The sequence below is a fragment of the Endozoicomonas sp. GU-1 genome (assembly GCF_027366395.1).
Classification (GTDB): Bacteria; Pseudomonadota; Gammaproteobacteria; order Pseudomonadales; family Endozoicomonadaceae; genus Endozoicomonas.
Genome location: NZ_CP114771.1, coordinates 181,562 through 203,531 on the forward strand (window position 1 = coordinate 181,562; position 21,970 = coordinate 203,531).

At 49.3% G+C, this 21,970-nt stretch carries 19 protein-coding genes and 2 tRNA genes; 15 read left to right on the forward strand and 6 right to left on the reverse strand.

Annotated features, from left to right (window positions below):
• Positions 1-218: 218 nt before the first annotated feature.
• The gene (locus tag O3276_RS00865; protein ID WP_269673942.1) at positions 219-968 is read right to left on the reverse strand and encodes a hypothetical protein; all 750 of its coding nucleotides are present in this window, start codon (positions 966-968) and stop codon (positions 219-221) included.
• Positions 969-1,114: 146 nt separating this feature from the next.
• Positions 1,115-2,047 (reverse strand): hypothetical protein, encoded by a 933-nt coding sequence (locus O3276_RS00870; RefSeq protein ID WP_269673943.1) that lies wholly within the window; start codon positions 2,045-2,047, stop codon positions 1,115-1,117.
• Positions 2,048-2,409: 362 nt separating this feature from the next.
• Between O3276_RS00870 and O3276_RS00875 the strand changes: the two genes are divergently transcribed.
• The 11 genes from O3276_RS00875 (at position 2,410) to O3276_RS00925 (ending at position 14,726) form a co-directional block, all read left to right on the forward strand.
• A complete protein-coding gene (locus O3276_RS00875; RefSeq protein WP_269673944.1) occupies positions 2,410-3,345 on the forward strand; it encodes an ankyrin repeat and SOCS box protein in 936 nt (311 codons plus the stop codon).
• A 495-nt stretch (positions 3,346-3,840) separates the two neighbouring features.
• Complete coding sequence (gene hisC, locus O3276_RS00880) at positions 3,841-4,956, forward strand: histidinol-phosphate transaminase (RefSeq protein WP_269675915.1); 1,116 nt, start codon at positions 3,841-3,843, stop codon at positions 4,954-4,956.
• Positions 4,957-5,061: 105 nt separating this feature from the next.
• Entirely contained in the window at positions 5,062-7,329 is a 2,268-nt protein-coding gene (locus O3276_RS00885; RefSeq protein ID WP_332328165.1) for a bifunctional prephenate dehydrogenase/3-phosphoshikimate 1-carboxyvinyltransferase, read from the forward strand.
• Positions 7,322-8,017 carry a (d)CMP kinase gene (gene cmk, locus O3276_RS00890; protein ID WP_269673945.1) on the forward strand — a complete coding sequence of 232 codons (696 nt, stop codon included), beginning with the start codon at positions 7,322-7,324 and terminating at the stop codon, positions 8,015-8,017. The genes O3276_RS00885 and cmk overlap by 8 nt, the downstream gene beginning before the upstream one ends.
• 256 nt (positions 8,018-8,273) lie before the next feature.
• Complete coding sequence (gene rpsA, locus O3276_RS00895; RefSeq protein ID WP_101749090.1) at positions 8,274-9,953, forward strand: 30S ribosomal protein S1; 1,680 nt, start codon at positions 8,274-8,276, stop codon at positions 9,951-9,953.
• A 339-nt stretch (positions 9,954-10,292) separates the two neighbouring features.
• Entirely contained in the window at positions 10,293-10,592 is a 300-nt protein-coding gene (gene ihfB, locus O3276_RS00900; protein ID WP_101749091.1) for an integration host factor subunit beta, read from the forward strand.
• A gap of 15 nt (positions 10,593-10,607) precedes the next feature.
• Complete coding sequence (locus O3276_RS00905; protein WP_101749092.1) at positions 10,608-10,967, forward strand: LapA family protein; 360 nt, start codon at positions 10,608-10,610, stop codon at positions 10,965-10,967.
• Positions 10,960-11,643, forward strand: a complete 684-nt coding sequence (locus O3276_RS00910; RefSeq protein ID WP_269673946.1) for a hypothetical protein — start codon at positions 10,960-10,962, stop codon at positions 11,641-11,643. Before O3276_RS00905 ends, O3276_RS00910 begins: the two co-directional genes overlap by 8 nt.
• Positions 11,633-12,133: a hypothetical protein gene (locus O3276_RS00915; protein ID WP_269673947.1), complete on the forward strand. Its 501-nt coding sequence runs from the start codon at positions 11,633-11,635 to the stop codon at positions 12,131-12,133. Before O3276_RS00910 ends, O3276_RS00915 begins: the two co-directional genes overlap by 11 nt.
• Before the next feature lie 486 nt (positions 12,134-12,619).
• Positions 12,620-13,252: a hypothetical protein gene (locus O3276_RS00920; RefSeq protein ID WP_269673948.1), complete on the forward strand. Its 633-nt coding sequence runs from the start codon at positions 12,620-12,622 to the stop codon at positions 13,250-13,252.
• A 64-nt stretch (positions 13,253-13,316) separates the two neighbouring features.
• Positions 13,317-14,726: a hypothetical protein gene (locus O3276_RS00925; RefSeq protein WP_269673949.1), complete on the forward strand. Its 1,410-nt coding sequence runs from the start codon at positions 13,317-13,319 to the stop codon at positions 14,724-14,726.
• Positions 14,727-14,755: 29 nt separating this feature from the next.
• On the opposite strand, the gene O3276_RS00930 is transcribed toward O3276_RS00925, so the two are convergent.
• Positions 14,756-14,831: transfer RNA gene (locus tag O3276_RS00930), tRNA-Asn, on the reverse strand.
• A gap of 86 nt (positions 14,832-14,917) precedes the next feature.
• Positions 14,918-16,066 carry a pyridoxal phosphate-dependent aminotransferase gene (locus O3276_RS00935; RefSeq protein WP_269675916.1) on the reverse strand — a complete coding sequence of 383 codons (1,149 nt, stop codon included), beginning with the start codon at positions 16,064-16,066 and terminating at the stop codon, positions 14,918-14,920.
• 310 nt (positions 16,067-16,376) lie between these two features.
• Here O3276_RS00935 and uvrB point away from each other — a divergent pair, with 310 nt between their 5' ends.
• Positions 16,377-18,389, forward strand: a complete 2,013-nt coding sequence (gene uvrB / locus O3276_RS00940; protein ID WP_269673950.1) for an excinuclease ABC subunit UvrB — start codon at positions 16,377-16,379, stop codon at positions 18,387-18,389.
• Between the two features lie 81 nt (positions 18,390-18,470).
• Positions 18,471-18,546, forward strand: a tRNA-Val gene (locus tag O3276_RS00945).
• A gap of 56 nt (positions 18,547-18,602) precedes the next feature.
• Here O3276_RS00945 and O3276_RS00950 read toward each other — a convergent pair.
• Positions 18,603-18,827, reverse strand: coding sequence for a hypothetical protein (locus tag O3276_RS00950; RefSeq protein WP_209199678.1), 225 nt, complete (start codon positions 18,825-18,827; stop codon positions 18,603-18,605).
• A 523-nt stretch (positions 18,828-19,350) separates the two neighbouring features.
• On the reverse strand, positions 19,351-19,995 hold the full coding sequence (locus O3276_RS00955) for a hypothetical protein (RefSeq protein ID WP_269673951.1): 645 nt from the start codon (positions 19,993-19,995) through the stop codon (positions 19,351-19,353).
• A gap of 314 nt (positions 19,996-20,309) precedes the next feature.
• Here O3276_RS00955 and purE point away from each other — a divergent pair, with 314 nt between their 5' ends.
• Both purE and O3276_RS00965 read left to right on the forward strand, forming a co-directional pair.
• Positions 20,310-20,792, forward strand: coding sequence for a 5-(carboxyamino)imidazole ribonucleotide mutase (gene purE / locus O3276_RS00960; protein ID WP_269673952.1), 483 nt, complete (start codon positions 20,310-20,312; stop codon positions 20,790-20,792).
• Positions 20,793-20,803: 11 nt separating this feature from the next.
• The gene (locus tag O3276_RS00965) at positions 20,804-21,952 is read left to right on the forward strand and encodes a 5-(carboxyamino)imidazole ribonucleotide synthase (RefSeq protein WP_269673953.1); all 1,149 of its coding nucleotides are present in this window, start codon (positions 20,804-20,806) and stop codon (positions 21,950-21,952) included.
• Positions 21,953-21,970 lie beyond the last annotated feature (18 nt).

Genomic DNA, 21,970 nt, shown 5'->3' on the forward strand with positions numbered 1-21,970 from the left:
AATGTTGGCAATATCGGCTATTGGAAATCCCAGATATATGGCAAACAGTACCTGGTCCTCGGGTGATATGCCCCGGGTAAATTTATCGCCCAAATTATTCCAGTATACAGTGCCGTCCAGTGGTGTGTCAGGCAACCGGGAATATTCAGTGCCGGAGATGACACTCCGTTCAAGCATCGGGGCGACGTTGTTTGCATTAGCAATGGAAGGCTCTGTTTTTACTGACTTCGGGGGGGGGGCGGTTCAGTAGCTGGATTGACAGTGGGTGGCCTTTTCAATGATTTGAAAGTAATTCGACTTGTTGCAACTGTGCTCATCATAGCGTTGAGAAATTTTATGCTTTCCGAACCGAAATAAGGAACAACCCGGGCCATTAATTGTCCCTGTCTGGTGGCTTTAGCGATCTTCCCGGGTAATTTTTTTTCAGGTTGGTCATCCGAATGCTTTGGAAAGTAAGCCAGTGTTGCCTGATCATCCAGAATCTTCAGTGCCTGGTAAAGATGACCTGTTTCCAACCTCTTTAGAACCAGTGTTCGGGATAATTCCGGAGCTGCAAGGCTCAGCCTTTTTTTGTCTGGCGCACCGTTTTCAAAGATCGTTCTGGAACCAATCCTTTCCAGCTCATCCCCTGACAGCCCCATGGTTAAACCAATCAAAAACCAGTTATGGCTTAATGGCAGGTTACGCAAAAAATCCAGGGTCAACGGTTGCGAACTGACAATCCCGTTAGAGTTGTCATCTTCTGGCCGATAGAGTGGTTTGAGTTCAGGTAACTCTTCAGGAGTGAATTCGTTTAGCCAGGGTAAACATGTATTCCTTTTGTCTGATTTTTTATCCTTTTCTATCCATTTTTCTAACTCTTCGCGACAACCACTGGCACTGCCTGCTTCCCGCAGTGCATGGATAATGTGCCCGGGTGTGAGTCGGGGTGAGCAAAGGATTGCTTGATTGAATAAATCATCGAACATTTCTTGATTGCTTACCAAGTTATAATCTCTATCAACAATTTTCTGGATGATATGCAACGGTACCCCCAGTGCCCGGCCCAAATGTTCAGCGTTTATCCCAAGCACTGAAAGCTGGAATGTCAGATCGACAATCTGCTGATTCCAGCTTAAGTTATGGCTGCGGAAAAAGGTATGGTGTTGCCTTTCAGGGATTCAATGAGGCGGTATGCACAGTTGATGAGCATAATCTCAGGATTGTGCATTATTTTAACTATCTCATTAGTGGTAATGCTCCCACCGTGTTTATCCAGGATTTTCTTAAACAGGAGTGTGTTTACATAAAAGTTTGCTACGTCAAAGCATTGTTTAATATCCTGATCATCCATCAGGTCGGGGTATCCGGCAGCATAGGCTAATGTTGCCGGCGGAATATTATAAAAAAAAGGGCGTTTTTCTATTTGAAAGATCTTGATCAGCTTGAAAATATTCAGCTTGTGATTCAGCGCAGCATCATTATCTGTAGCCTTTACACAGGCAGGCCAGCCAGACAGGAACTGACTCTGGTCAATGGCAACACCCGACTTTTCACAATACAATTTCACCAGTTCTGGTCTTGAGGTATTCGCCAGCACTATGAGCCATTGTTCATAGGTTAACTTATGATTTTCCAGAGTTAAAAAGTCTTCCAGCAGATGAAAAGGTGTAGTTGCATCATGCTGATTCGGAAATTTTTGCTCGAGTTTATATAATTGATTTAACGGAAGATTCAGATAAATGGCGAACACATACACATTGAAGCACGTTAGGCTTTCTCTGATTTGCTGGTCCAACTCTCCCCATTTGACAAAGTCACCCGGTTGTTTTGCAGGCAGTGGGTCAGAGGCAACGCCGGATTCAACACTCCGTGCAGATATGGCAATTGCAGATGTTGATGATGCTGGCTCAATGGGTTCAGAGCCGCCCCCGGCAACGGCGACACACTTTCCGGCAAAAGGGGAAATTGACGAATAACGGCTTGATGGCCCGTGGTCTGCCAATCCCGGGAGCCTGGCAGGTGGATCAGATGGAGGGATCCGTTGATGACCGGTTGAATTAATCATGAAACTGTCTCCAAAATTTTCATTGCTCAATGTCCAGCGGCACATGACTGTTAACAGGGGTTGGTAATCCTTGTTTTCGGTCACCCTGCATAATGAATATGCCAAACTCTCCGGGAGGCTGTCCGGGAATAATCTGTGCTGTGCAGCAGTTGCTCCTGCATTAAATTGTTATGCCTGGCTTAGAGAATTAGCACTGAAAAAGCCGTACGACTGATTTAGACGATCGGGCAGAAAAAAAGTTCAGTCGTCATTACCTAAACGCCTCACGAGACTGTCTTCCTGGCAGTAATAGCTGGAGCTGACGATCCAGAAAGTAGTCTTGTCCCGGCGTTAACCAAACACTGGACGATGTGGAAGTCGTTATGATTACACTGTTGAGAGTCGTTACAAATGCTCTGTTTGGCGCAGCAGACGAACTGTCATCGGAGGACAAAAATCTGCTCAAGGCAGCTGGGAATGGTGACCTGGGATCGGTGCAGGCGTTGTTGGAACAGGGGGCTGATATTGAGGCCAGGGACTGGTCTGGCAAAACCCCGCTATTTCTTGCGGTAATGTCGGAAAACCCGGACGTTCTCAATGTTCTTCTGGCTGCAGATGCCTGCCTTAATGCCCGCGATTGTTATGGTCAAACTCCGTTGCACAAAGCCCGTAGCCGTGAGATTGTCAACGAGCTGCTGGCTTGGGGAGCCGATATTGAGGCCAAGGATAATGATAAAGCAACGCCACTAATGTGTGCGATTACACATCATGACAGACTGGAGGCGGCCAAGGCGCTTCTGTTCGCAGGTGCCAATATTGAGGCTGCTGATGAATTTCAACGGACACCATTGCATCTTGCGGCTATCTCTATGTGCTCCGACTTGCGGTATATGGAGGTACTTCTGTCCGAGGGAGCCAATCTTGAAGCCAGGGAAAGAACTACACAATACACCCCGCTGCATGAAGCAGTATTTAGTGGTTCAGGCAAGAAAGTACAAGTATTGGTGGCTGAGGGTGCCAACTATAAGGCGCTAGATTGGAATAGGAGAACACCTTTGCATTTGGCTATGGGCAGAATCGACAAAATGGACGAACTGATGGCAGCGGTCGGCAGGTTTGACAGCATCGATTCGGATAATAAGCCGGTTAGTTTTCACCCCCAATCACTTCAGGCCTGCGCCCGTACCGCTATTCGCTCGCGCCTGGTTAAACACCGGAAAAATACCGGACAACCGTTGTCAGAATCGGTACAGGATCTGCCGCTGGGTCCTACGCTGAAAGCCTATCTTTATAAGCCCCTCATGGGAACTTATCTATAACCAGGGACTGTATTTGTCTTAGTCGTCAGTACTTAAATTCCCCTCGGGATTATCTTCTTGACAATAGTTGAAGCTGATAACAACATTTTCAGGCTGTATTTGCCCGGCAAGCGTATAACCGCTGAAATTTTCCATAATCAATAAAAATTGCCACGAGTTGGAAATGGCTTTTTCATTGTCTTTAGGGCCTGTTGACGTTTCGTTGCGTGCTCAGCGTATCAGGGCGCTCCTATGACGAGGCGCGGCATTGCAGGAAGGCTGGTTGCCTTTCAAAATGCCGCAACGAAGTCATAGGGGCGCCTGATACGCCCGAAGGGTGGCTCAGAAAGGCACCATCTGCTTTGTCAGACGTGCTTGGCGTAGAATAACTACGCGCTGCGCAAGTCTTTCGCGCATATGACGCCTTTCTGAGCCACTGAGCACGCAACGAAACGTCAACAGGCCCTGGTGAGTGAGCCCGTTTTCAAGTGTAATAACCCAACTGAAGGTCAAATTATGTCCTGTGATTTTCTGCAACTGGCGGTACCCGGAGTAAGAGAAATGAGTCCTTATCAACCAGGCAAGCCTATTGAGGAGCTTGCCAGGGAGCAGGGCTTGAAGGTTGAGGATATTGTCAAACTGGCCAGTAATGAAAACCCTCTGGGGCCACCACCTGCCGCGCTGAAAGCAATGGCCGAATCCCTGGCAGAGCTGGCCCGTTATCCCGATGGCAGCAGTTATCAGTTAAAACAGGCGCTGGCAGAAAAACTGAAGGTAGCACCGGAGCAGTTAACCCTGGGCAATGGGTCCAATGATGTGCTGGTGCTTCTGGCGGAGTCGTTTCTGGATACCAGCAGTTCTGCGGTTTTTTCTCAGTATGCTTTTGTTGTTTATCCTCTGGCTGTGAAGGCCGTCGGTGCTGAGAGTATTGTGGTTCCAGCGCTGAACTATGGTCATGATCTGGATGCCATGGCGGAAGCGATTCAGGCCAATACCCGGATTGTCTTCCTGGCAAACCCTAATAATCCCACCGGTACCAGCTTCAGTGAACAGGATCTGCTGGGTTTTCTGGGCAAGGTGCCAAAAGAGGTGATCGTTGTCCTTGATGAGGCCTATTTTGAGTATGGGGTGGGTGGTGACCTGCCTGATGGTATCGATCTGCTTGACCGCTATCCCAATCTGGTGGTGACCCGAACCTTTTCCAAGGCTTATGGGCTGGCGGGGGCCCGGGTCGGTTACTCGATATCCAATCCTGAAATAGCCGATGTGCTGAACCGATTGAGGCAGCCATTTAACCTGAATCTTCCTGCTCAGTTCGGTGCGGTTGCCGCGCTGAAGGATGAAGCTTATCTGCAGCAGTCCATTGAGATTAATCAACAGGGGATGGCATTTCTGGAGCAGGGGTTTGCCGGCCTTGGGCTGGACTGGATCCCTTCATCGGGAAATTTCATCACCGTCGATCTCAAGCGTAATGCCATGTCGGTCTATGAAGGGTTGTTGTCCAAAGGCATTATTGTTCGGCCAGTGGCCAATTACGGCATGCCTGAGCACCTTCGCATTTCCATTGGTTTGCCGGAAGAAAATCGTCGTTGTCTGGAAGCGCTGAGCCAGGTTCTTGGCCAGTCGTCGTAAGGAGTGCGTTTGTGAAAACAGTTGATACACTGCTGGTGGTTGGGTTGGGCCTGATCCGGGGGATCTTTTGCAGCGGCGGTCAAGTCTGCCGGTGTGTGTCGGCAGGTGTATGGTTATGACCAGAATAAAGCCTCACTGGAAGAGGCTGAGGCGCTCGGGATCATTGATTTTGGCTGCGAAAGCCTCTCCGCCGGTGTTGCCGCTGCTGATGTGATTATGCTGGCCGTGCCCATGCTGGCAATGAAGCCCGTTCTTGCGCAGCTATCTTCCTGCTTGTCCGAAGGTATTCCTGCTGAAAAAGTGATTACCGATGCGGGGTCCAGTAAAAAAGCGCTGCTGGATGCCGCCCATGAGGTTTTTGGCAAAGTTCCCTCCTGGCTGGTACCCGGCCATCCAATTGCAGGGTCGGAAAAAAGTGGTGTTGGTGCCGCAAAAGCTACTCTGTTTCAGGCCCATGACGTCATCCTGACCCCGTTGGCAAATACCGACTCCCTTGCGCTGGCAAAGGTCAGGATGCTTTGGGAGGCCTGTGGGGCAGTGGTCACCAGTATGGATCCCTGTCATCATGATGAGGTTCTGGCAAAGACCAGCCACCTTCCCCATTTCCTGGCATTCTCACTGGTGGATACGCTGGCCGGAAATCCGGATAATCAGGATATTTTTCGCTTTGCTGCGGGCGGCTTCCGGGATTTTACCCGGATCGCTGGCAGCGATCCTATTATGTGGCATGATGTGGCGCTGGGTAATCATCAGGCGGTGCTGGAAGCGCTGGATGAATTTACCGAGGGCCTTCAGGTACTCCGGGAAGCGATTGTGCAGAAAAACAGTCAGTCGCTGCTGGGAATATTCAGTCGTGCGCAATCAGCGCGTCAGCATTTCTCTTCTCTGCTGGAGAGCAGGAAACAGCGGGTGAAGCCATTGCCTGATTCTGTCATGACGACTGGTTTTTCGGGCTCAGTGCTGATTGAAGGTGAAGATTCAGATAAAGAAGTTATGGACACTATGAAAGAAAGTACCCAGACATTTATTGCCAGCCCGGGAGGGTCTATCTCCGGTGAGTTACGTGTTCCCGGAGATAAGTCTATCTCTCATCGTTCCATCATGCTCGGTGCCCTGGCGGAAGGGGAAACAGTGATTGAAGGGTTTCTCGAAGGCGAGGATGCCCTGGCAACCCTGAAGGCATTTCGGGATATGGGGGTTCAGATTGATGGCCCCTATCTTGGCAAGGTCACCATTCAGGGGGTTGGCATGCATGGCCTCAAGCCGCCGGAAGGACCGCTTTATCTCGGTAATGCCGGTACTGCCATGCGCTTGATGGCCGGGTTGATGGCAGCCCAGTCCTTTGATGTTACGTTAACCGGTGATCACTCCCTGTCCGGTCGCCCCATGAATCGGGTGGTGGACCCGCTTGGCCAGATGGGTGCCACCATCGAGACCTCAGAAGGTGGTCGCCCACCACTGAAGATCAAAGGCGGTACACGGTTGCAGGGTATTGAGTATCATCTGCCAATGGCTTCGGCCCAGGTGCAGTCCTGCCTGTTGCTGGCGGGCATGTACGCAGATGGTGAAACGGTGACGGTTGCTCCGGGTATTGTTCGTGACCACACCAACCGTATGCTGAATGGCTTTGGTTATACGGTCTCTGTCGATGGTGAGAATGGCAGCAGGGTCGCGATTAAAGGAGGGGGCAAGCTGACAGCTACCCGAATCGATGTGCCCTCCGATGTGTCTTCAGCGGCGTTCTTTATGGTGGCGGCCTCAATCGCCGAGGGGTCAGAGGTTCGTCTTTGCCATGTTGGCATGAACCCGACCCGTTCTGGTGTGGTTGAGATTCTGCAGCTGATGGGAGCGGATATTACCATTGAAAACGAGTCCGTTGTGGGTGGCGAGCCCGTGGCCGACCTGGTGGTGCGTTCTGCGCCGCTGAAGGGTATTGATATTCCTGAGCGTCTGGTGCCCATCGCCATTGATGAATTTCCGGTGCTGTTTGTTGCAGCAGCCTGTGCAGAAGGCAGAACGCTGCTCACGGGTGCCCGTGAGCTTCGGGTGAAAGAGAGTGACCGGATTCAGGCCATGGCCGATGGCTTGATTGCCCTGGGTATTGATGCACAACCATTGTCTGATGGTATGATGATCAATGGTTCCGGTAATGCTGCTTCTGAAAAGAAGGGGAAGCCTGTATTTAACGGTGGCACTATTGACAGCCATGGCGATCACCGGATTGCCATGTCATTCGCAGTAGCTGCACTGCGGGCAAAGGACGATATTCGCATTCTTGACTGTGCCAATGTGGCGACTTCATTCCCGGATTTTGCAGGCCTGGCCAATCGAGCCGGTATGCGTATTGTGGTAAAGGTAAATACCAGTGAGTGAGTCTCAGACACCAGTGACAGTGGTCACCATTGATGGTCCCAGCGGGTCTGGCAAGGGAACGATTGCAGCCCTGCTGGCCAGAGAGCTTGGCTGGAGGTTGCTGGACAGTGGGGCGTTGTATCGGTTAACCGCCCTGGCAGCGATGAATCATGGGGTTGGTTTTGCCGATGAATCATCGCTGGAGGTTTTGGCAGGCCACCTTGATGTGCAGTTCTTACCATCAGAATCAGGTGCAGGTCTGACCATTATTCTCGAAGGTGAGCGGGTGGGCGCGAGTCTGCGCACGGAAGAGGTGGGTGCCATGGCTTCCAGGGTTGCGGCACTGCCGGGTGTTCGGGCGGCGCTGTTGCAACGCCAGCGCGACTTTGCCGAGCTGCCGGGTCTGGTGGCTGATGGCCGTGATATGGGGACGGTGGTGTTTCCCGATGCGTCGCTGAAAGTCTTCCTGACCGCCAGCGCCGAAGAGCGGGCCAAAAGACGTTATGACCAGTTGCATCAAAAAGGGATTGATGCTAGTTTTGATCGCCTTTTGGCAGATATTCAGGCCAGAGATGAGCGAGATAGCCAAAGAGCTGTAGCGCCGCTCAAGCCTGCCGATGATGCCATCATTCTTGACAGTACCCGCATGAGTATCCAGGAGGTATTCAACAAGGTGCTGGAACAGATGCGCCTGAGAGGGCTGGTTTAGGATTTTCCTGACAGCCTGCCAGGGAAGTGGGTTCGCCACTTCAGCAAACCTGAGTGCGCCATAAGTTGCACTCAACGTTATCTGGAGGTTCGTTTCTGGCGTAAAGCCAGCATTGCAGATTCGAACCTGATTAAAGTAACCCACTCCGGCTGGCGGTGTGGATGACAACCAGTGTACGTTATCCGGTTATCATTGGCTGGTTTTTTGCTGATATGGCAGAGACTTTGCAGATGCGTACACTGTCACAGGAAAAATCATGAGCGAAAGCTTTGCAGAACTGTTTGAAGAGAGCCTGAAAGAAATCGAAATGAAGCCAGGCGCCATTGTCAGTGGTGTTGTGGTTGATATCGACAGTGACTGGGTAACTGTTCATGCTGGCCTGAAGTCTGAAGGTGTTATTCCCAAGGCTCAGTTCCAGGATGAGAACGGTGAACTGACCATCGCTATTGGTGATGAAGTCCAGGTAGCTCTGGACGCGGTAGAAGACGGTTTCGGTGAGACTCGTCTGTCCCGTGAAAAAGCCAAGCGTATGGAAGCCTGGAAGGAACTGGAAAAAGCCTTCGAAGCTGAAGACGTTGTTAAGGGTGTTATCAGTGGCAAGGTCAAGGGTGGCTTCACTGTTGACGTGGCGACTATCCGTGCGTTCCTGCCAGGCTCTCTGGTAGACGTTCGTCCGGTTCGCGACACGGCGCACCTGGAAGGCAAAGAGCTTGAGTTCAAGGTTATCAAGCTGGACCAGAAGCGTAACAACGTGGTGGTTTCCCGTCGCAGCGTTCTGGAAGCTGAAAACAGTGCTGAGCGTGAGCAGCTGCTGGGCTCTCTGCAGGAAGGTCTGGAAGTTAAGGGTATCGTCAAGAACCTGACTGACTACGGTGCCTTCGTTGACCTGGGCGGCGTCGACGGCCTGCTGCACATCACTGACATGGCCTGGAAGCGCATCAAGCATCCTAGCGAAATCGTTAACGTTGGTGACGAAATCAACGTTAAGGTTCTGAAGTTTGACCGTGACCGTAACCGTGTATCCCTGGGTCTCAAGCAGCTGGGTGAAGATCCATGGGTTGCAATCACCAAGCGCTTCCCTGAAGGTGCCCGTGCTTCTGGCCGCGTAACCAACCTGACTGACTACGGCTGCTTCGTTGAGCTGGAAGAAGGTGTTGAAGGCCTGGTACACGTTTCTGAAATGGACTGGACCAACAAGAACATTCACCCATCCAAGGTTGTTAACCTGGGTGACGAAGTTGAAGTACAGGTTCTGGACATTGACGAAGAGCGTCGTCGTATTTCTCTGGGTATCAAGCAATGCAAGACCAACCCATGGGAAGACTTCTCCGGCTCCTTCAACAAGGGCGACAAGCTGGCTGGCAAGATCAAGTCTATCACTGACTTTGGTATCTTTATCGGTCTGGACGGTGGTATCGACGGTCTGGTTCACCTGTCTGACATCTCCTGGAACGAAACCGGTGAAGAAGCTGTTCGTCAGTACCGTAAGGGTGACGAAGTAGAAGCGGTTATCCTGGCGATTGACGCTGAGCGTGAGCGTATCTCCCTGGGTATCAAGCAACTGTCCGAAGACCCATTCAATGCCTACGCTGGCCTGAATGAAAAAGGTTCTGTTGTTAAGGGTATCGTTAAGGAAGTCACTGCCAAAGCGGCTGTTGTCGAGCTGGCGGAAGACGTTCTGGCTACCCTGAAAGCTTCTGAGATCAGTGTTGACCGCGTTGAAGACGCAACTAACGTCCTGAAAGAAGGTGAAGAAGTCGAAGCTCGTATCATCAGCATCGACCGCAAGAACCGCAACATCAGCCTGTCGATCAAAGCGAAAGACCAGGCCGATGAAAAAGCAGCGATGAAAGAGCTGCGTACCAAGCAGGACGAAGAAGCTGCCGGTCCGACCACCATTGGTGATCTGATCAAGGCTCAGATGGAAAACAAGTAATCCATCCTGTTCCTGATTGCTCATGGGGTGCTTTTGTTTGAAAAGCTGCCGCTGAGAGCAAAAAAACCGCGAGTGCTTTTGCCTCGCGGTTTTTTTTGATCAAAAGGTTGTGTGAGATTTAGCCATTGTATTGCTTCGCTCTCTGCCGGGAACAGGAAGTGGCAGGTATTCTTATGAAATGTGTGGGCTAATCAAAGGGTTGCTTGATTTCTCGGTGTGGGTTAGCTAGTGTAGAAACAGTCTGGTTATTTAAGGCGCTTTTGAACAATAAGCGGTGTCTAACAAGGTCTGCAGGATCTCTTAGGCATTCCGGGAATGGCAGGGAAAGGAAAAACGACGATGACCCGGTCTGAACTGATTGAGCGGATTGCCGAGTTGCAACCGCAGCTCTCTATCAAGGATATTGAGTTAGCTGTAAAGGCTATCATTGAGCAAATGTCCGATTCGCTGGCCAATGGCGAGCGGGTTGAGATCAGGGGGTTTGGTAGCTTCTCCCTTCATTATCGTGCCCCAAGAGTCGGGCGTAACCCTAAAACCGGTGAAGCTGTGAGCCTTGATGGTAAATATGTTCCCCATTTCAAGCCGGGCAAAGAGCTGCGGGAAAGGGTGAATCGTGGCTTACAGGAAGAAATGGATTGATCGTGAATTAAGTTTATGGCGAACTACGAGTTGCCTCTTGTCAAGAGCAGTTTTACGACAATAGTCGTGTGGGTCAAACGTCTTCTGGTTTTGGCGTTGTTTGTTGTTCTACTGGTGTTTTTCGTCAACTTTACCCTCTCCAATACCGAGCAGATCAGCCTTGAAATGGGCGGGTTAATGATGCCGGCCGTAAGCAGTTCCACGCTGGTTATGGTGCCCTTTGTACTGGGTGGCTTTGCCGGTTTACTGGTTTCCCTGATGCTGGTTATCCGTTTGCGACTGGCTAATGCCAGCCTGAGAAGAAAGCTCGCCCGGCGTGACGCCGAACTCCAAAAGTTGAGGTCCAGTGCCCTTAAAGGGTTTACGGATGCCTGATATTGCGTTACTGGGCCTTATTCTAGCTGCAATCGTCATTGGTTATTTTCTTGGCTGGCGTGATCAGAAGAGAAGGCGGGTAAATAGCTCTGGCAAGTTGTCGAAGGACTATTTTGTCGGTCTGAATTATCTGATTAATGAGCAGACGGATGAGGCTATTGATGTCTTTATCAAAGCCCTGGATATCAATAATGACACCGTTGATACCTATCTGGCGCTGGGAAACCTGTTTAGCAAGCGCGGAGAAGTGGAAAAATCCATCCGTGTTCATCAGGATTTGCTGGCGCGCCCAAGCCTGACTTCCATCCAGTCTTTTCAAGTTCAGCTTGCCCTGGCTCAAAACTACTCTTCTGCTGGTCTGCTGGATCGTGCTGAATCCATTCTGATTGATCTCAGTCGTCAGAATCATGAGCTGCGGGACCAGGCCTTGCAGCAATTGTTGCGTGTCTATGAACAGGAACGGGAGTGGGTTAAGGCAGCAGAAGTTGCAGAAAGGTTGAGGCCGGGCCGGGGAGAGCACTTTGCTGTCATTCTGGCACATTATTACTGTGAGCAGAGCGAAACAGCCCTTAAGCAGAATGATCGGGTGAATGCACGTCGCCTGATACGTCAGGCGTTTTCCCGGGATAAAAAACAGTGTCAGGGCCAGCCTTTTGCTGGGTCAAATGGAATTTGACGAAGGGGGCTACAAAGAGGCAATTAAAGTGCTGCAGAGGATATCGGTTCAGGATATCAGCTTCATGCCGCTCTCGTTGCCATTATTGGAAAAGTCTTTTGAACATTCGGGGGGCTTGCGAGGATTCGGGGCTTACCTTGGCCGTTGCCTGAATGAGCGTCCCGGTACTGCCATCATCATTGCCATGACCCATCTTTTGCTCAGGCAGTCCGGGGAGTCTCAGGCTGTTGACTTTTTAACAGCTCAGCTTGAGCGTCATCCTACATTGCGGGGCTTGAATGAGCTGATTGACCTTCGTCGTCAGTTTCAGGGTGATTTGTCGGACAATGTACTGGAACTGATTCATCATCTAACGGACCGGTTACTTGAGCTTAAACCTGTTTTCGCCTGTGGCCGGTGTGGATTTTCCGGTAAGGAAATGCACTGGCAATGTCCCCGCTGTCATCATTGGGGAGCAGTGAAACCGATTCAGGGTTTTGAGGGAGAGTAGCCTGACCCGGATATTTCATAAACTGCCCCGAATCTCGCGTCGGGTTTTGTCGCTCTAAGGGATTTTGTGAGGGAGCACCGTACCGGGGAGTACGGTCGACCGAGCGAAACTCCCTTAGAGTGGCAAAGGACAAGTGTGACCGGGAGCACGTTTATGAAATATCCGGGTTAAGTACCTTGATTGAAGTTAAAGCCGGGATTGAAAATAGAGCCGACCTTTCTATTTGAATAAATTATATCAGGCTCGATATAAACTGCTATTTTCTAGGCTTGTGCTTCGAATAGATTTTTCAGTAACTTTCCATACTTACAATAATAGTCTGGTTGTTAACGGTTTTGGTTTCAGCTGTCCCGTAGTCTTTGTAGTCTGATTTTTTATTGGCCTGATTTTGCTCCTTTGGAATTGCCAATAATCATCTCTCATTTTTGGTGTTTTTCTCGGTCAGCCTCCTAGGGGTTGTCTTTGATAAAGGTAGCGAGAAATTCTATGAATTTTTATGATGCTTATTATCCTTTTTCCCAAGGTAATATTCTTAGCAGTCGAGCAGCAGGGAACTCCAAGTCTGCTGGTGGGGCTTGTCATGCTTTTTCACTTCATTGGCTTCGACTGGTTTTAACAAGCGTCAGTAGTCAACTAATGCCCGGACAGAGAATGGCAGAACTTAATAAGAACAGAGGTGGCTCCAATCCGTTGTTACAATATGCGTTGCAAACGCGCTATGAACCGGAGGAGCTGATGGTATTTGATCAAATGTTAATGCGGCTTCGTGGCTTGAAATACACAGAAAGAGTGCAGGTAAGATATAGTCCTTATTGCATGATTACCCTTTTTAATCGACTTTCATTTGAAGCAGGGGCTTATTTTTATGGATTCTGGTATAGGCAATATCCGGGTGCCCAGCAATTATATGGTCATGCCACGGCTTTTTACCGTACCCAGAGGACTGCTGGTCATAGCGGCCATATTCTCTTTTATGATCCCAATCTTGGTGAGTTTTATGTGTTACCAAGTAAATTTTTCCCTTTTTGGTTGGGACATGCGGCTAAATATGGTTGCATTGAGCACCACATTTTAAGAAGCGTTGAAATTGACGGTAAGGATAGCGTGGATGGTTATTAACCTGAGTCTTTAATTTCCAGCTCTATTGAATATCTCAGATTAATTGTTTGAGAGGGTGTAGTGTATGTCACCTGGCCAAGTATCTTCTACCAATGTCATCAGAACTGGTGAGCTTGTAACTACAGCGGAGCCTGCCAATAACTCTGCCAATAACAGAGTTAAGCAAGTTGAAGGTCGTAGACTCACCAGTGGGGATGCGGGTGGCGTCTCTTCCAGCTCATTGGCGGATTCTTTTATGAAACCTCTTAATGCAGGAGGCGAATCCGAGCCATTGGGAGTTGTTCAGAATGCATCGCCAAAGCTAAACCCAATTCGTTCTGAATCCAATGGGACTTGCGGGCAAATACCCCAGGTTTCGGCTCCTGTGCAGAAGGATGATCCGTTACAACAGTCGAGCAGGGTTGTTACCTCTGAAAAATTCATAGAACTGATGCGTAACAATCAATTCGCTGCAGATACCCATTATGTTGTTGATTTATCTCTGGATTTAAGAGGGCTTGAAAACGTCATTCTACCGCCTTTCCTGCACATTAAGGGGGATCTCAAACTAGGACCAAGGCATATTAATGTGTTGCCTGAAAATCTGCTTGGTTATGATGTTCAGAAGGCAAAAATAAATCAGACGTTTGTCTTGGCATGCAGTCCCGGTTCGGTTAGTGCTGATTTTAAAGTCGATGTGCCTGATGATACTGATATTGGTTATCTGTCTGATCACTTGATTGTGGATGGAATGTTTGTTGCCTCAAATTGTTCCAAGTGGCTTGGTTTTGGTAATAAGACTTTGATTATGGGGGATTGTAAAATTTCCGATTGTAAAAACTTTGAGTCGCTTGGAAAACAGTTTGAAGTACGAAATGGTAGTTTATCAGTCAGGAGTTGCCCCGGTTTTAACTCGCTGCCTGAGATCTTGTCAGTGCAATTTTCGGTTACTTTGAACAAAACAGGCCTGACCCATATCCCGGAAAATATGAAGTTTAACGGCTCTCTGAATCTGATTGACTGTGATGATTTCAAATCTATTGGTTCTGGTGTTTCTGTGGATAGTGTGATTATTGAAAACTGTAAAAGTTTTACGCAATGGCCCATAGATATGACAGTACAGAAATCCATTTGTCTGACTGGCCTTCCGGGCGTGATGGTTTTCCCTGAAGTGCTCAAACTGGATGGGGATTTCAAGCTGTCAGAAATGAGCGCGAAACTGCCCCGTGATCTCAGTGTCGGAAGAGATTTGATGATGACTGCAACTGAGATTATGAATCTGGATGATGATATTCAGGTGAAAGTTAAATCACATATCGATTTAAAAAATACCCCCATGAAACAGGTGCCATCCTGGTTGAGTAATTGCTTTGAACCAGACTCGAAACTGTCAATGCCTCATATAGTGTTTTTGGAGGGGACCGGGTTGACCAGGGCAGGGAGCAAACTGGAGGACTCTAGTGATATAAATTTCCGCTTTGATAAAACATCATAATCTGCGGGAATGATTTTTATTGAAGTGCTTGGCTCCCCGAGCTGGACTCGAACCAGCGACCCAATGATTAACAGTCATTTGCTCTACCAACTGAGCTATCGGGGATCAAAAGATAAGGTGAATGATACCTTGCCTGGTGTGCCTGTCAAGTTACTGAGTACCAGAAGCTGGCACTCAGTAAAAATAGTCGGTCAGGCCAGCGCTGCCTGAAGCCTGTCCAGGGCCTTCTCTAACGCTTCATCGCTGGTGGCAAATGAGAGCCTCATGCAGCCATCAGAACCAAAGGCAGAGCCGGGAACCAAGGCAACACCTTTTTCCAGGAAGAGAGCTGCCAGATCTGTATCCTTGGTAAAGCCCAGCTTTTTCATTGCTTCACTGAAATCAGCAAAAGCGTAGAAAGTACCGTCACCCTCAATAGCGCTGACGCCCGGCAGCTGATTCAATCGGCCAACAACGTAGTCATGGCGCTTCTTAAACACCTTGACCATCTCTTTCACGCAATCCTGTGACCCATTCAGTGCCTCAACCGCAGCAGCCTGGGCGATAGAGCAGGGGTTGGAGGTGCTCTGGGACTGGATTTTTTTCATATTTTTGATCAGCCACTCTGGCCCGCCAGCGTAACCGATCCTCCAGCCGGTCATGGAGTAAGCCTTGGAGACGCCGTTCAGAACAATCGTGCGGTCAAAGAGTTCAGGGCAGACCATCAGGATGTTGCAGAAGGGCTCTTCAGTCCAGAGGATATGTTCATACATATCATCGGTGGCGATCATTACCTCCGGGTACTTTTTCAGCACATTGCCCAGCGCTTCGAGCTCTTTGCGGTTATAAGCGGTTCCGGTCGGGTTTGAGGGGCTGTTGAGTACCACCAGTCTGGTTTTGTCAGTGATGGCGGCTTCCAGTTGCCCGGGTGTGATTTTGAAGCGGTTTTCCAGACCGGCTTCCACGATAACCGGAACACCCTCGGCGATGACCACCATATCCGGGTAAGATACCCAGTAAGGGGCTGGAATAATGACCTCATCACCCTTGTTCAGCAGTGCCAGGGCCAGGTTGAAGAAGCTCTGTTTGCCGCCACAGGAAACCAGAATCTGGCTTTGCCCGTATTCAAAGCCATTATCCCGCTTGAATTTATCAATAATGGCCTGTTTCAGCTCGGTGGTTCCATCCACGGCAGTGTATTTTGTTTTCCCTTCAGCGATGGCTTTGACCGCTGCGGCCTTAATATGCTCCGGAGTGTCGAAATCGGGCTCTCCGGCACCCAGGCCAATAATGTCATGTCCGGCAGCTCTCAGTTCGGCAGCCTTGGCGGTGACTGCCAGAGTTGGAGATGGCTTGACCATTTGCACGCGTTGGGATGGATGACCAGTCACAGTTTTCCTCATTTATGGTTGTAACACTGAGAATTATAATGCTGTTTGCCTTCCGCTATTGGCTGGAGAAGTTCGCCCGGAGTCTGTGTAAGCTCTCTGCTGGTTTGGTTAGACTTCCTGTGGCGGAAACTATCTACCAATAGCTGTACTATAACGGTGATGAGTAGCAAGTATCCGTCATGCGACCAACAGAAGGCATCATACACAATACGATGTACCGTTGGTATGCGTTTGTCGGTTACCGTTGGCAAATTTTTTCTGCTCCAGATGGAAGGGTAGCATGAGTCGATCGTTTAAAGTTTCTTCCCGCTTCGGTCCTGCCGGTGATCAACCGGTTGCTATTGAACAGCTGGTCAAGGGTATTGATGCTGGCCTTGCCTGCCAGACATTGCTGGGGGTAACAGGCTCCGGCAAGACCTTCACGGTGGCCAATGTGATCGAAAAAATACAGCGGCCGACGATCATCATGGCCCACAACAAGACACTGGCCGCACAACTCTACGGTGAGTTCAAGGAGTTCTTTCCAGACAATGCCGTGGAGTATTTTGTCTCCTACTATGACTATTACCAGCCAGAAGCCTACGTACCCACGTCAGATACCTATATCGAGAAAGATGCATCGGTTAATGAGCATATTGAACAAATGCGTCTCTCTGCCACCAAGGCCCTGATGGAACGACAGGATGCGATTATTGTGGCAACTGTCTCCGCCATTTATGGTCTGGGTGATCCACAGTCCTATCTGAAAATGATGATGCATCTGGACCGTGGTGACAGGGTGGATCAGCGAACCATTCTGCGTCGCCTGGCGGAATTGCAGTACACGCGCAACGATGCGGATTTTCGCCGGGCCACTTACCGTGTTCGTGGTGATGTTATTGATATTTTTCCCGCTGAATCGGAAAAAGAGGCGGTCCGTTTGGAGCTGTTTGACGATGAGCTGGAAGCCATCAGCGAGTTTGATCCGTTGACTGGCGAGGTTCTGAGAAAATTGCCCAGGGCGACCATTTATCCAAAAACTCACTATGTGACCCCCAGACAGACCATCCTGGATGCAGTGGAAGCCATTAAGGTAGAGCTAGTGGATAGGCTCAATGTCTTGCGCGATAACAACAAGCTGGTGGAAGCTCAGCGACTTGAACAGCGCACGCAGTTTGATCTGGAAATGATGATTGAGCTGGGTTACTGCACCGGCATTGAGAACTATTCCCGCTATCTCTCCGGTAATAAACCCGGTGAGGCACCGCCAACCCTGTTTGATTATATTCCGGACAATGCATTGCTGGTGATTGATGAATCCCATGTGACTGTGCCGCAGATCGGTGCCATGTATAAAGGGGATCGCTCTCGAAAAGAGACACTGGTGGAGTACGGTTTCCGCCTGCCTTCTGCCCTGGATAACCGCCCAATGAAATTTGAAGAGTGGGAAGGACGACGGCCGCAGACTATTTTTGTCTCTGCGACACCGGGTAAGTATGAGGAAGAGAACCAGGGGCAGGTGGTTGATCAGGTGGTCAGGCCTACCGGTCTGGTGGATCCGGAAATTGAGGTCCGACCGGCTTCTTCCCAGGTGGATGATCTGCTGATGGAAATTCATAAAACCGTTGCCAAAGAGGAGCGGGTGCTGGTCACGGTGCTTACCAAACGAATGGCTGAGGACTTAACCGAGTTTTTGCATGAGCAGGGTGTCCGGGTACGCTATCTGCATTCAGATATTGATACGGTGGAACGGGTGGAGATTATCCGTGACTTGCGTATTGGTGCCTTTGATGTGCTGGTGGGGATCAACCTGCTGCGGGAAGGCCTTGATATGCCCGAGGTCTCTCTGGTCGCTATTCTGGACGCCGATAAGGAAGGCTTTCTGCGTTCTGACCGTTCATTGATTCAGACCATTGGCCGTGCCGCCCGCAACATTCATGGCCGGGCCATTCTCTATGGTGACCGGATTACTGGCTCCATGGAGCGGGCAATCAGCGAGACCGGGCGGCGTCGCAAAAAGCAGATGGCCTACAACAAGAAACACAATATTACGCCAAAAGGTGTGGTCAAATCTGTAGCTGATATTCTTGAAGGGGCTGTTGTGCCCGGACGGAAGAAAGGCAGTAAAGCCCAGAAGGCAGTGGCAGAGCCGGCAACTGAGTATCAGGTTCCCATGACTCCGGACGTCATGGCCGCGACTATCAAGAAGCTGGAAGCAAAAATGATGGAGCACTCCCGTAACCTGGAGTTTGAACAGGCTGCTGCTGTCAGGGATGAAATTGTCTTGCTCAGAGAGCAGGTTTTAAAACACTGAGAGTAGGTATTTACCCTGTTAGAATTAAGCTGATTGAAGTGTTGCATTTTTTAGCTGCATTGATAATATACGCACCACTTCAGTCGGTTAGCTCAGTTGGTAGAGCACCACCTTGACATGGTGGGGGTCGCTGGTTCAAGTCCAGTACCGACTACCATTTCTTTTTCATGCTGTATCCCTGCTTCCTCGTTCACTACTAAACAATTCTTTTTGCTACCGGGTGGTCTCTGGCTCAGGTGCCTCTTCCATTTCGATTAGCTGATACCACTTCGCATCCAGTGCTTTCAACAGTTTTCCACTGTCGTCTTTTGTATCAACCAGCCAGCCAGATGGACAGTCAATAGAACGATAGCAGCGGATGACGGTTCTGCGGCGGTTTTTCTGGACCGGATAAAAATGAGTGGTCACCTGGTCTCCAGGCTGAAAAGGCATTTTCATGGCAGACTTCTGATATTTACCTGGTTTAGTAATCGACTTCGCATGTTGCTGTATTGCCTGTAAGGCTGACTGCTGAGACTATAAATAATATATCGGGTTTCTCAAAGCGGTTTCATTGGCGTGAAACAAGCTATTATATTTCTCGGGAACTATTCATATTTAGACTATCCGGCCTGTTTGCGCTGAACAGTTTACATCGGCTTATCAGGAATGGACTTTACCAGGGGACTGAACTGCCTTCGGCCGCAGGTCAGCCTGACTTCGCCAATAGTGAGTACAGCAGACATTGGGGGAGACTTTGCGTTAACGCGATCGGCTGCATCTGATCAAGGTGGTCCATCAGTGAAGGTGGGTTCTATGTCAATAATGGCTCTTTTGAGGGGGCCATGGGATTGATCGATGGATAGTAAAAGAAGATATAATGCTGCCCCAGGTTTGAAGCAGCATTTTATGCCTTCTTTACGACAGTGGTCGTGCGTTTTCCTGAAAAGAGTATAACTTTTTCAGTCTGATAAGCATCAGTTTAAACCTGTGCCCACCACCATTCAATTCGACTTTTACCTGCTTTAAGAGCAGCTTCACTAGCAGCCTTGGCTCTCTTAGCTGCCTGTAAGTATTGCCTATCCGCTAGCTCTTCCTTCATCTTTGAGGTATTTGTCCTCATGGCTTCTTCGTTGGTAAGGATAGCCAACTCTGATTTTGATTCATCTTTGGTTTTTTTAAGAGCTGCTCGTGCCTCCTGACCATGATAAAAGTGAAGCTTTAATCTCGTAGTGCAAAGAAATATAGTGAAGTAATGTTTACACTTTAAACAGACAATTTTACGCATGGAAAGATCTTTTCCACCAATATCACCATTGCCTGGTATAGGTGCTTTTTCAGCGTGTACTTGTTCAGTCTTTCGGTAAAATGCTTTACCGCTTTTGGTTTTTTTTGTGTCTTTAGGTTTTCCTGCTTTTCTAGCTTTTTCAGTTTTTTCAGTTTTTTCAGTTTTTTCAGTTTTTCCAGTGATTTTATTGTTAAGTTCACTAGCGGTTTGAGCAAATGTTGCAGCGCTACTCTTAAATTTTTTGGATTGTTTATTTGTTTCCCCGAGTCCGGTCTCACGATTTTCTAATTGAGACCGCGTCGGAAATGTTTGCCCTGTTCCATTAAAAAAACTAAACATAGTCCGTACTCCTTTCTAGACCAATTTTTTTCTAGACCAATTTTTCGTCAATATATGGAGTAATGAGTAAAGGTAAAATTATACTTTAGTATTATTTTTCTATGTGAATAAGCTAATCTATTGATATTTATAGAATTATATTGAATTGGATGGCTGCTTTCAGCATGCAAAGTGACGGATGGCTGGCAGGATGCCTTGTCTGTAAATTGCTGAGCCATTCTTAGGCAAGCCTGCTGGCCACGACTTGGTCTGTTTTCCCTGAAGGCAAACGGGTTATATGTGCTATTATTGCCGCTCAGAATAAAGGAGTGGTTATGACCGTTGCTATTATAATGGGGTCCAGGTCCGACTGGCCCACGATGCAGCATGCAGCTGAAATGTTGGAAAATTTCGGCATCGACTACGAAACAAAAGTTGTTTCTGCCCATCGCACTCCACAACTACTGGCAGATTATGCCTCTCAGGCTGCTGCCCGGGGAATCAAAGTGATTATTGCCGGTGCCGGGGGGGCTGCACACCTGCCGGGAATGGCTGCCGCCTATACCAGCCTGCCGGTGCTGGGGGTTCCTGTTAAATCCAGGGCATTGAACGGTATTGATTCTTTATTGTCTATATGTCAAATGCCTAAAGGTGTTGCAGTCGGTACTCTGGCCATTGGCGATGCCGGGGCGGCCAATGCCGGCCTGTTGGCAGCACAGATTCTTGGTTGTCAGCAGCCAGAGTTGCAGGCCAGAATTGATGATTTCAGGAAGCTGCAAACCGAAACTGTATTAGCGAATCCTGATCCTGCCGAGTGATAAAAAGCAGTATGAATATTCTAGTGTTAGGCGCGGGCCAGCTTGCACGCATGATGAGTCTTGCGGGCGCACCGCTGAATATCAATATCCTCTCCTATGATGTCGGCTCCACAAAGCTGATGCACCCTCTGACGCTTCAGGTCAGCGATCAAACCCTTTCAGAGGCTATTGCTGAATGTGACGCCATCACCGCTGAGTTTGAGCATATTCCTGACGATGTACTGACTCTGTGTGCTGCCTCCGGAAAGTTTTATCCTGGTAAACAGGCCATTAAAGTCGGTGGTGACCGCAGCATGGAGAAAGCGTTACTGGATAAAACCGGTGTGCCCTGTGCGCCTTACCAGCTGATCACCGATCGTTCTCACTTTGATGCAGCCATCAAGAAGCTGGGGCTGCCACTGGTCATTAAAACTTGTCAGGCCGGCTATGACGGTAAAGGGCAGTGGCGGGTCAGGTCAGACAGTGATATTGAGCAGATCTGGTCGGAAATGTCAGAATTCCTGGCTGCTGGCAGTGAACATTCACCTCACTCGATTATTGCCGAAAAAATGATTTCCTTTCAGCGCGAGGTGTCGGTCATCGGTGCCCGGGACAAACAGGGCAATATGGCTATTTATCCGGTCACTGAGAATGAGCATACCAATGGGGTTCTGACGCTATCTATTGCGAAATCCATCTCTACCGGGATTCATCAACAGGCGGTGGACGCCTTTAGCAAGCTGGCTGCTGAAATGGACTATGTCGGGGTCCTGGCCATTGAGTTTTTTGATGTGGATGGCCAGCTGATGGTGAATGAAATAGCCCCCCGGGTGCATAACTCCGGCCATTGGACCCAGCAGGGAACTCTGTGCAGTCAATTTGAAAACCATCTCAGGGCCATTGCCGGTTTACCCCTTGGCACCACTGAAGCCATTGGCCCCAGTGCCATGATTAACGTTCTGGGTCAGCCTGATATTCCCGCTGAAGTGTTGTCAGTGGCCAATGTCACCAGCCACTGGTACGGCAAAAGCCAGCGGCCCGGTCGTAAAATGGGGCACATCAATCTGGTGGCTGAGTCAGAAGAGGCGCTGGGTGAAATGCTGGTGGCTCTCTCTGCGTTTTTACCCGAAGATGACTATCCTGGGGTTGCCCGGCGAGGTTTGGATTTATCCCTGGACTAATTCAAAGATTTTCGCTTC

Excerpts from the sequence above, each read along its gene's own strand:
- O3276_RS00865 (WP_269673942.1), bottom strand. The coding sequence starts at position 968 with ATGTTCGATGATTTATTCAATCAAGCAATCCTTTGCTCACCCCGACTC.
- O3276_RS00870 (WP_269673943.1), bottom strand. The coding sequence starts at position 2,047 with ATGATTAATTCAACCGGTCATCAACGGATCCCTCCATCTGATCCACCT.
- O3276_RS00875 (WP_269673944.1), top strand. The coding sequence starts at position 2,410 with ATGATTACACTGTTGAGAGTCGTTACAAATGCTCTGTTTGGCGCAGCA.
- hisC (WP_269675915.1), top strand. The coding sequence starts at position 3,841 with ATGTCCTGTGATTTTCTGCAACTGGCGGTACCCGGAGTAAGAGAAATG.
- rpsA (WP_101749090.1), top strand. The coding sequence starts at position 8,274 with ATGAGCGAAAGCTTTGCAGAACTGTTTGAAGAGAGCCTGAAAGAAATC.
- ihfB (WP_101749091.1), top strand. The coding sequence starts at position 10,293 with ATGACCCGGTCTGAACTGATTGAGCGGATTGCCGAGTTGCAACCGCAG.
- O3276_RS00905 (WP_101749092.1), top strand. The coding sequence starts at position 10,608 with ATGGCGAACTACGAGTTGCCTCTTGTCAAGAGCAGTTTTACGACAATA.
- O3276_RS00910 (WP_269673946.1), top strand. The coding sequence starts at position 10,960 with ATGCCTGATATTGCGTTACTGGGCCTTATTCTAGCTGCAATCGTCATT.
- O3276_RS00915 (WP_269673947.1), top strand. The coding sequence starts at position 11,633 with ATGGAATTTGACGAAGGGGGCTACAAAGAGGCAATTAAAGTGCTGCAG.
- O3276_RS00920 (WP_269673948.1), top strand. The coding sequence starts at position 12,620 with ATGAATTTTTATGATGCTTATTATCCTTTTTCCCAAGGTAATATTCTT.
- O3276_RS00925 (WP_269673949.1), top strand. The coding sequence starts at position 13,317 with ATGTCACCTGGCCAAGTATCTTCTACCAATGTCATCAGAACTGGTGAG.
- O3276_RS00935 (WP_269675916.1), bottom strand. The coding sequence starts at position 16,066 with ATGGTCAAGCCATCTCCAACTCTGGCAGTCACCGCCAAGGCTGCCGAA.
- uvrB (WP_269673950.1), top strand. The coding sequence starts at position 16,377 with ATGAGTCGATCGTTTAAAGTTTCTTCCCGCTTCGGTCCTGCCGGTGAT.
- O3276_RS00950 (WP_209199678.1), bottom strand. The coding sequence starts at position 18,827 with ATGAAAATGCCTTTTCAGCCTGGAGACCAGGTGACCACTCATTTTTAT.
- O3276_RS00955 (WP_269673951.1), bottom strand. The coding sequence starts at position 19,995 with ATGTTTAGTTTTTTTAATGGAACAGGGCAAACATTTCCGACGCGGTCT.
- purE (WP_269673952.1), top strand. The coding sequence starts at position 20,310 with ATGACCGTTGCTATTATAATGGGGTCCAGGTCCGACTGGCCCACGATG.
- O3276_RS00965 (WP_269673953.1), top strand. The coding sequence starts at position 20,804 with ATGAATATTCTAGTGTTAGGCGCGGGCCAGCTTGCACGCATGATGAGT.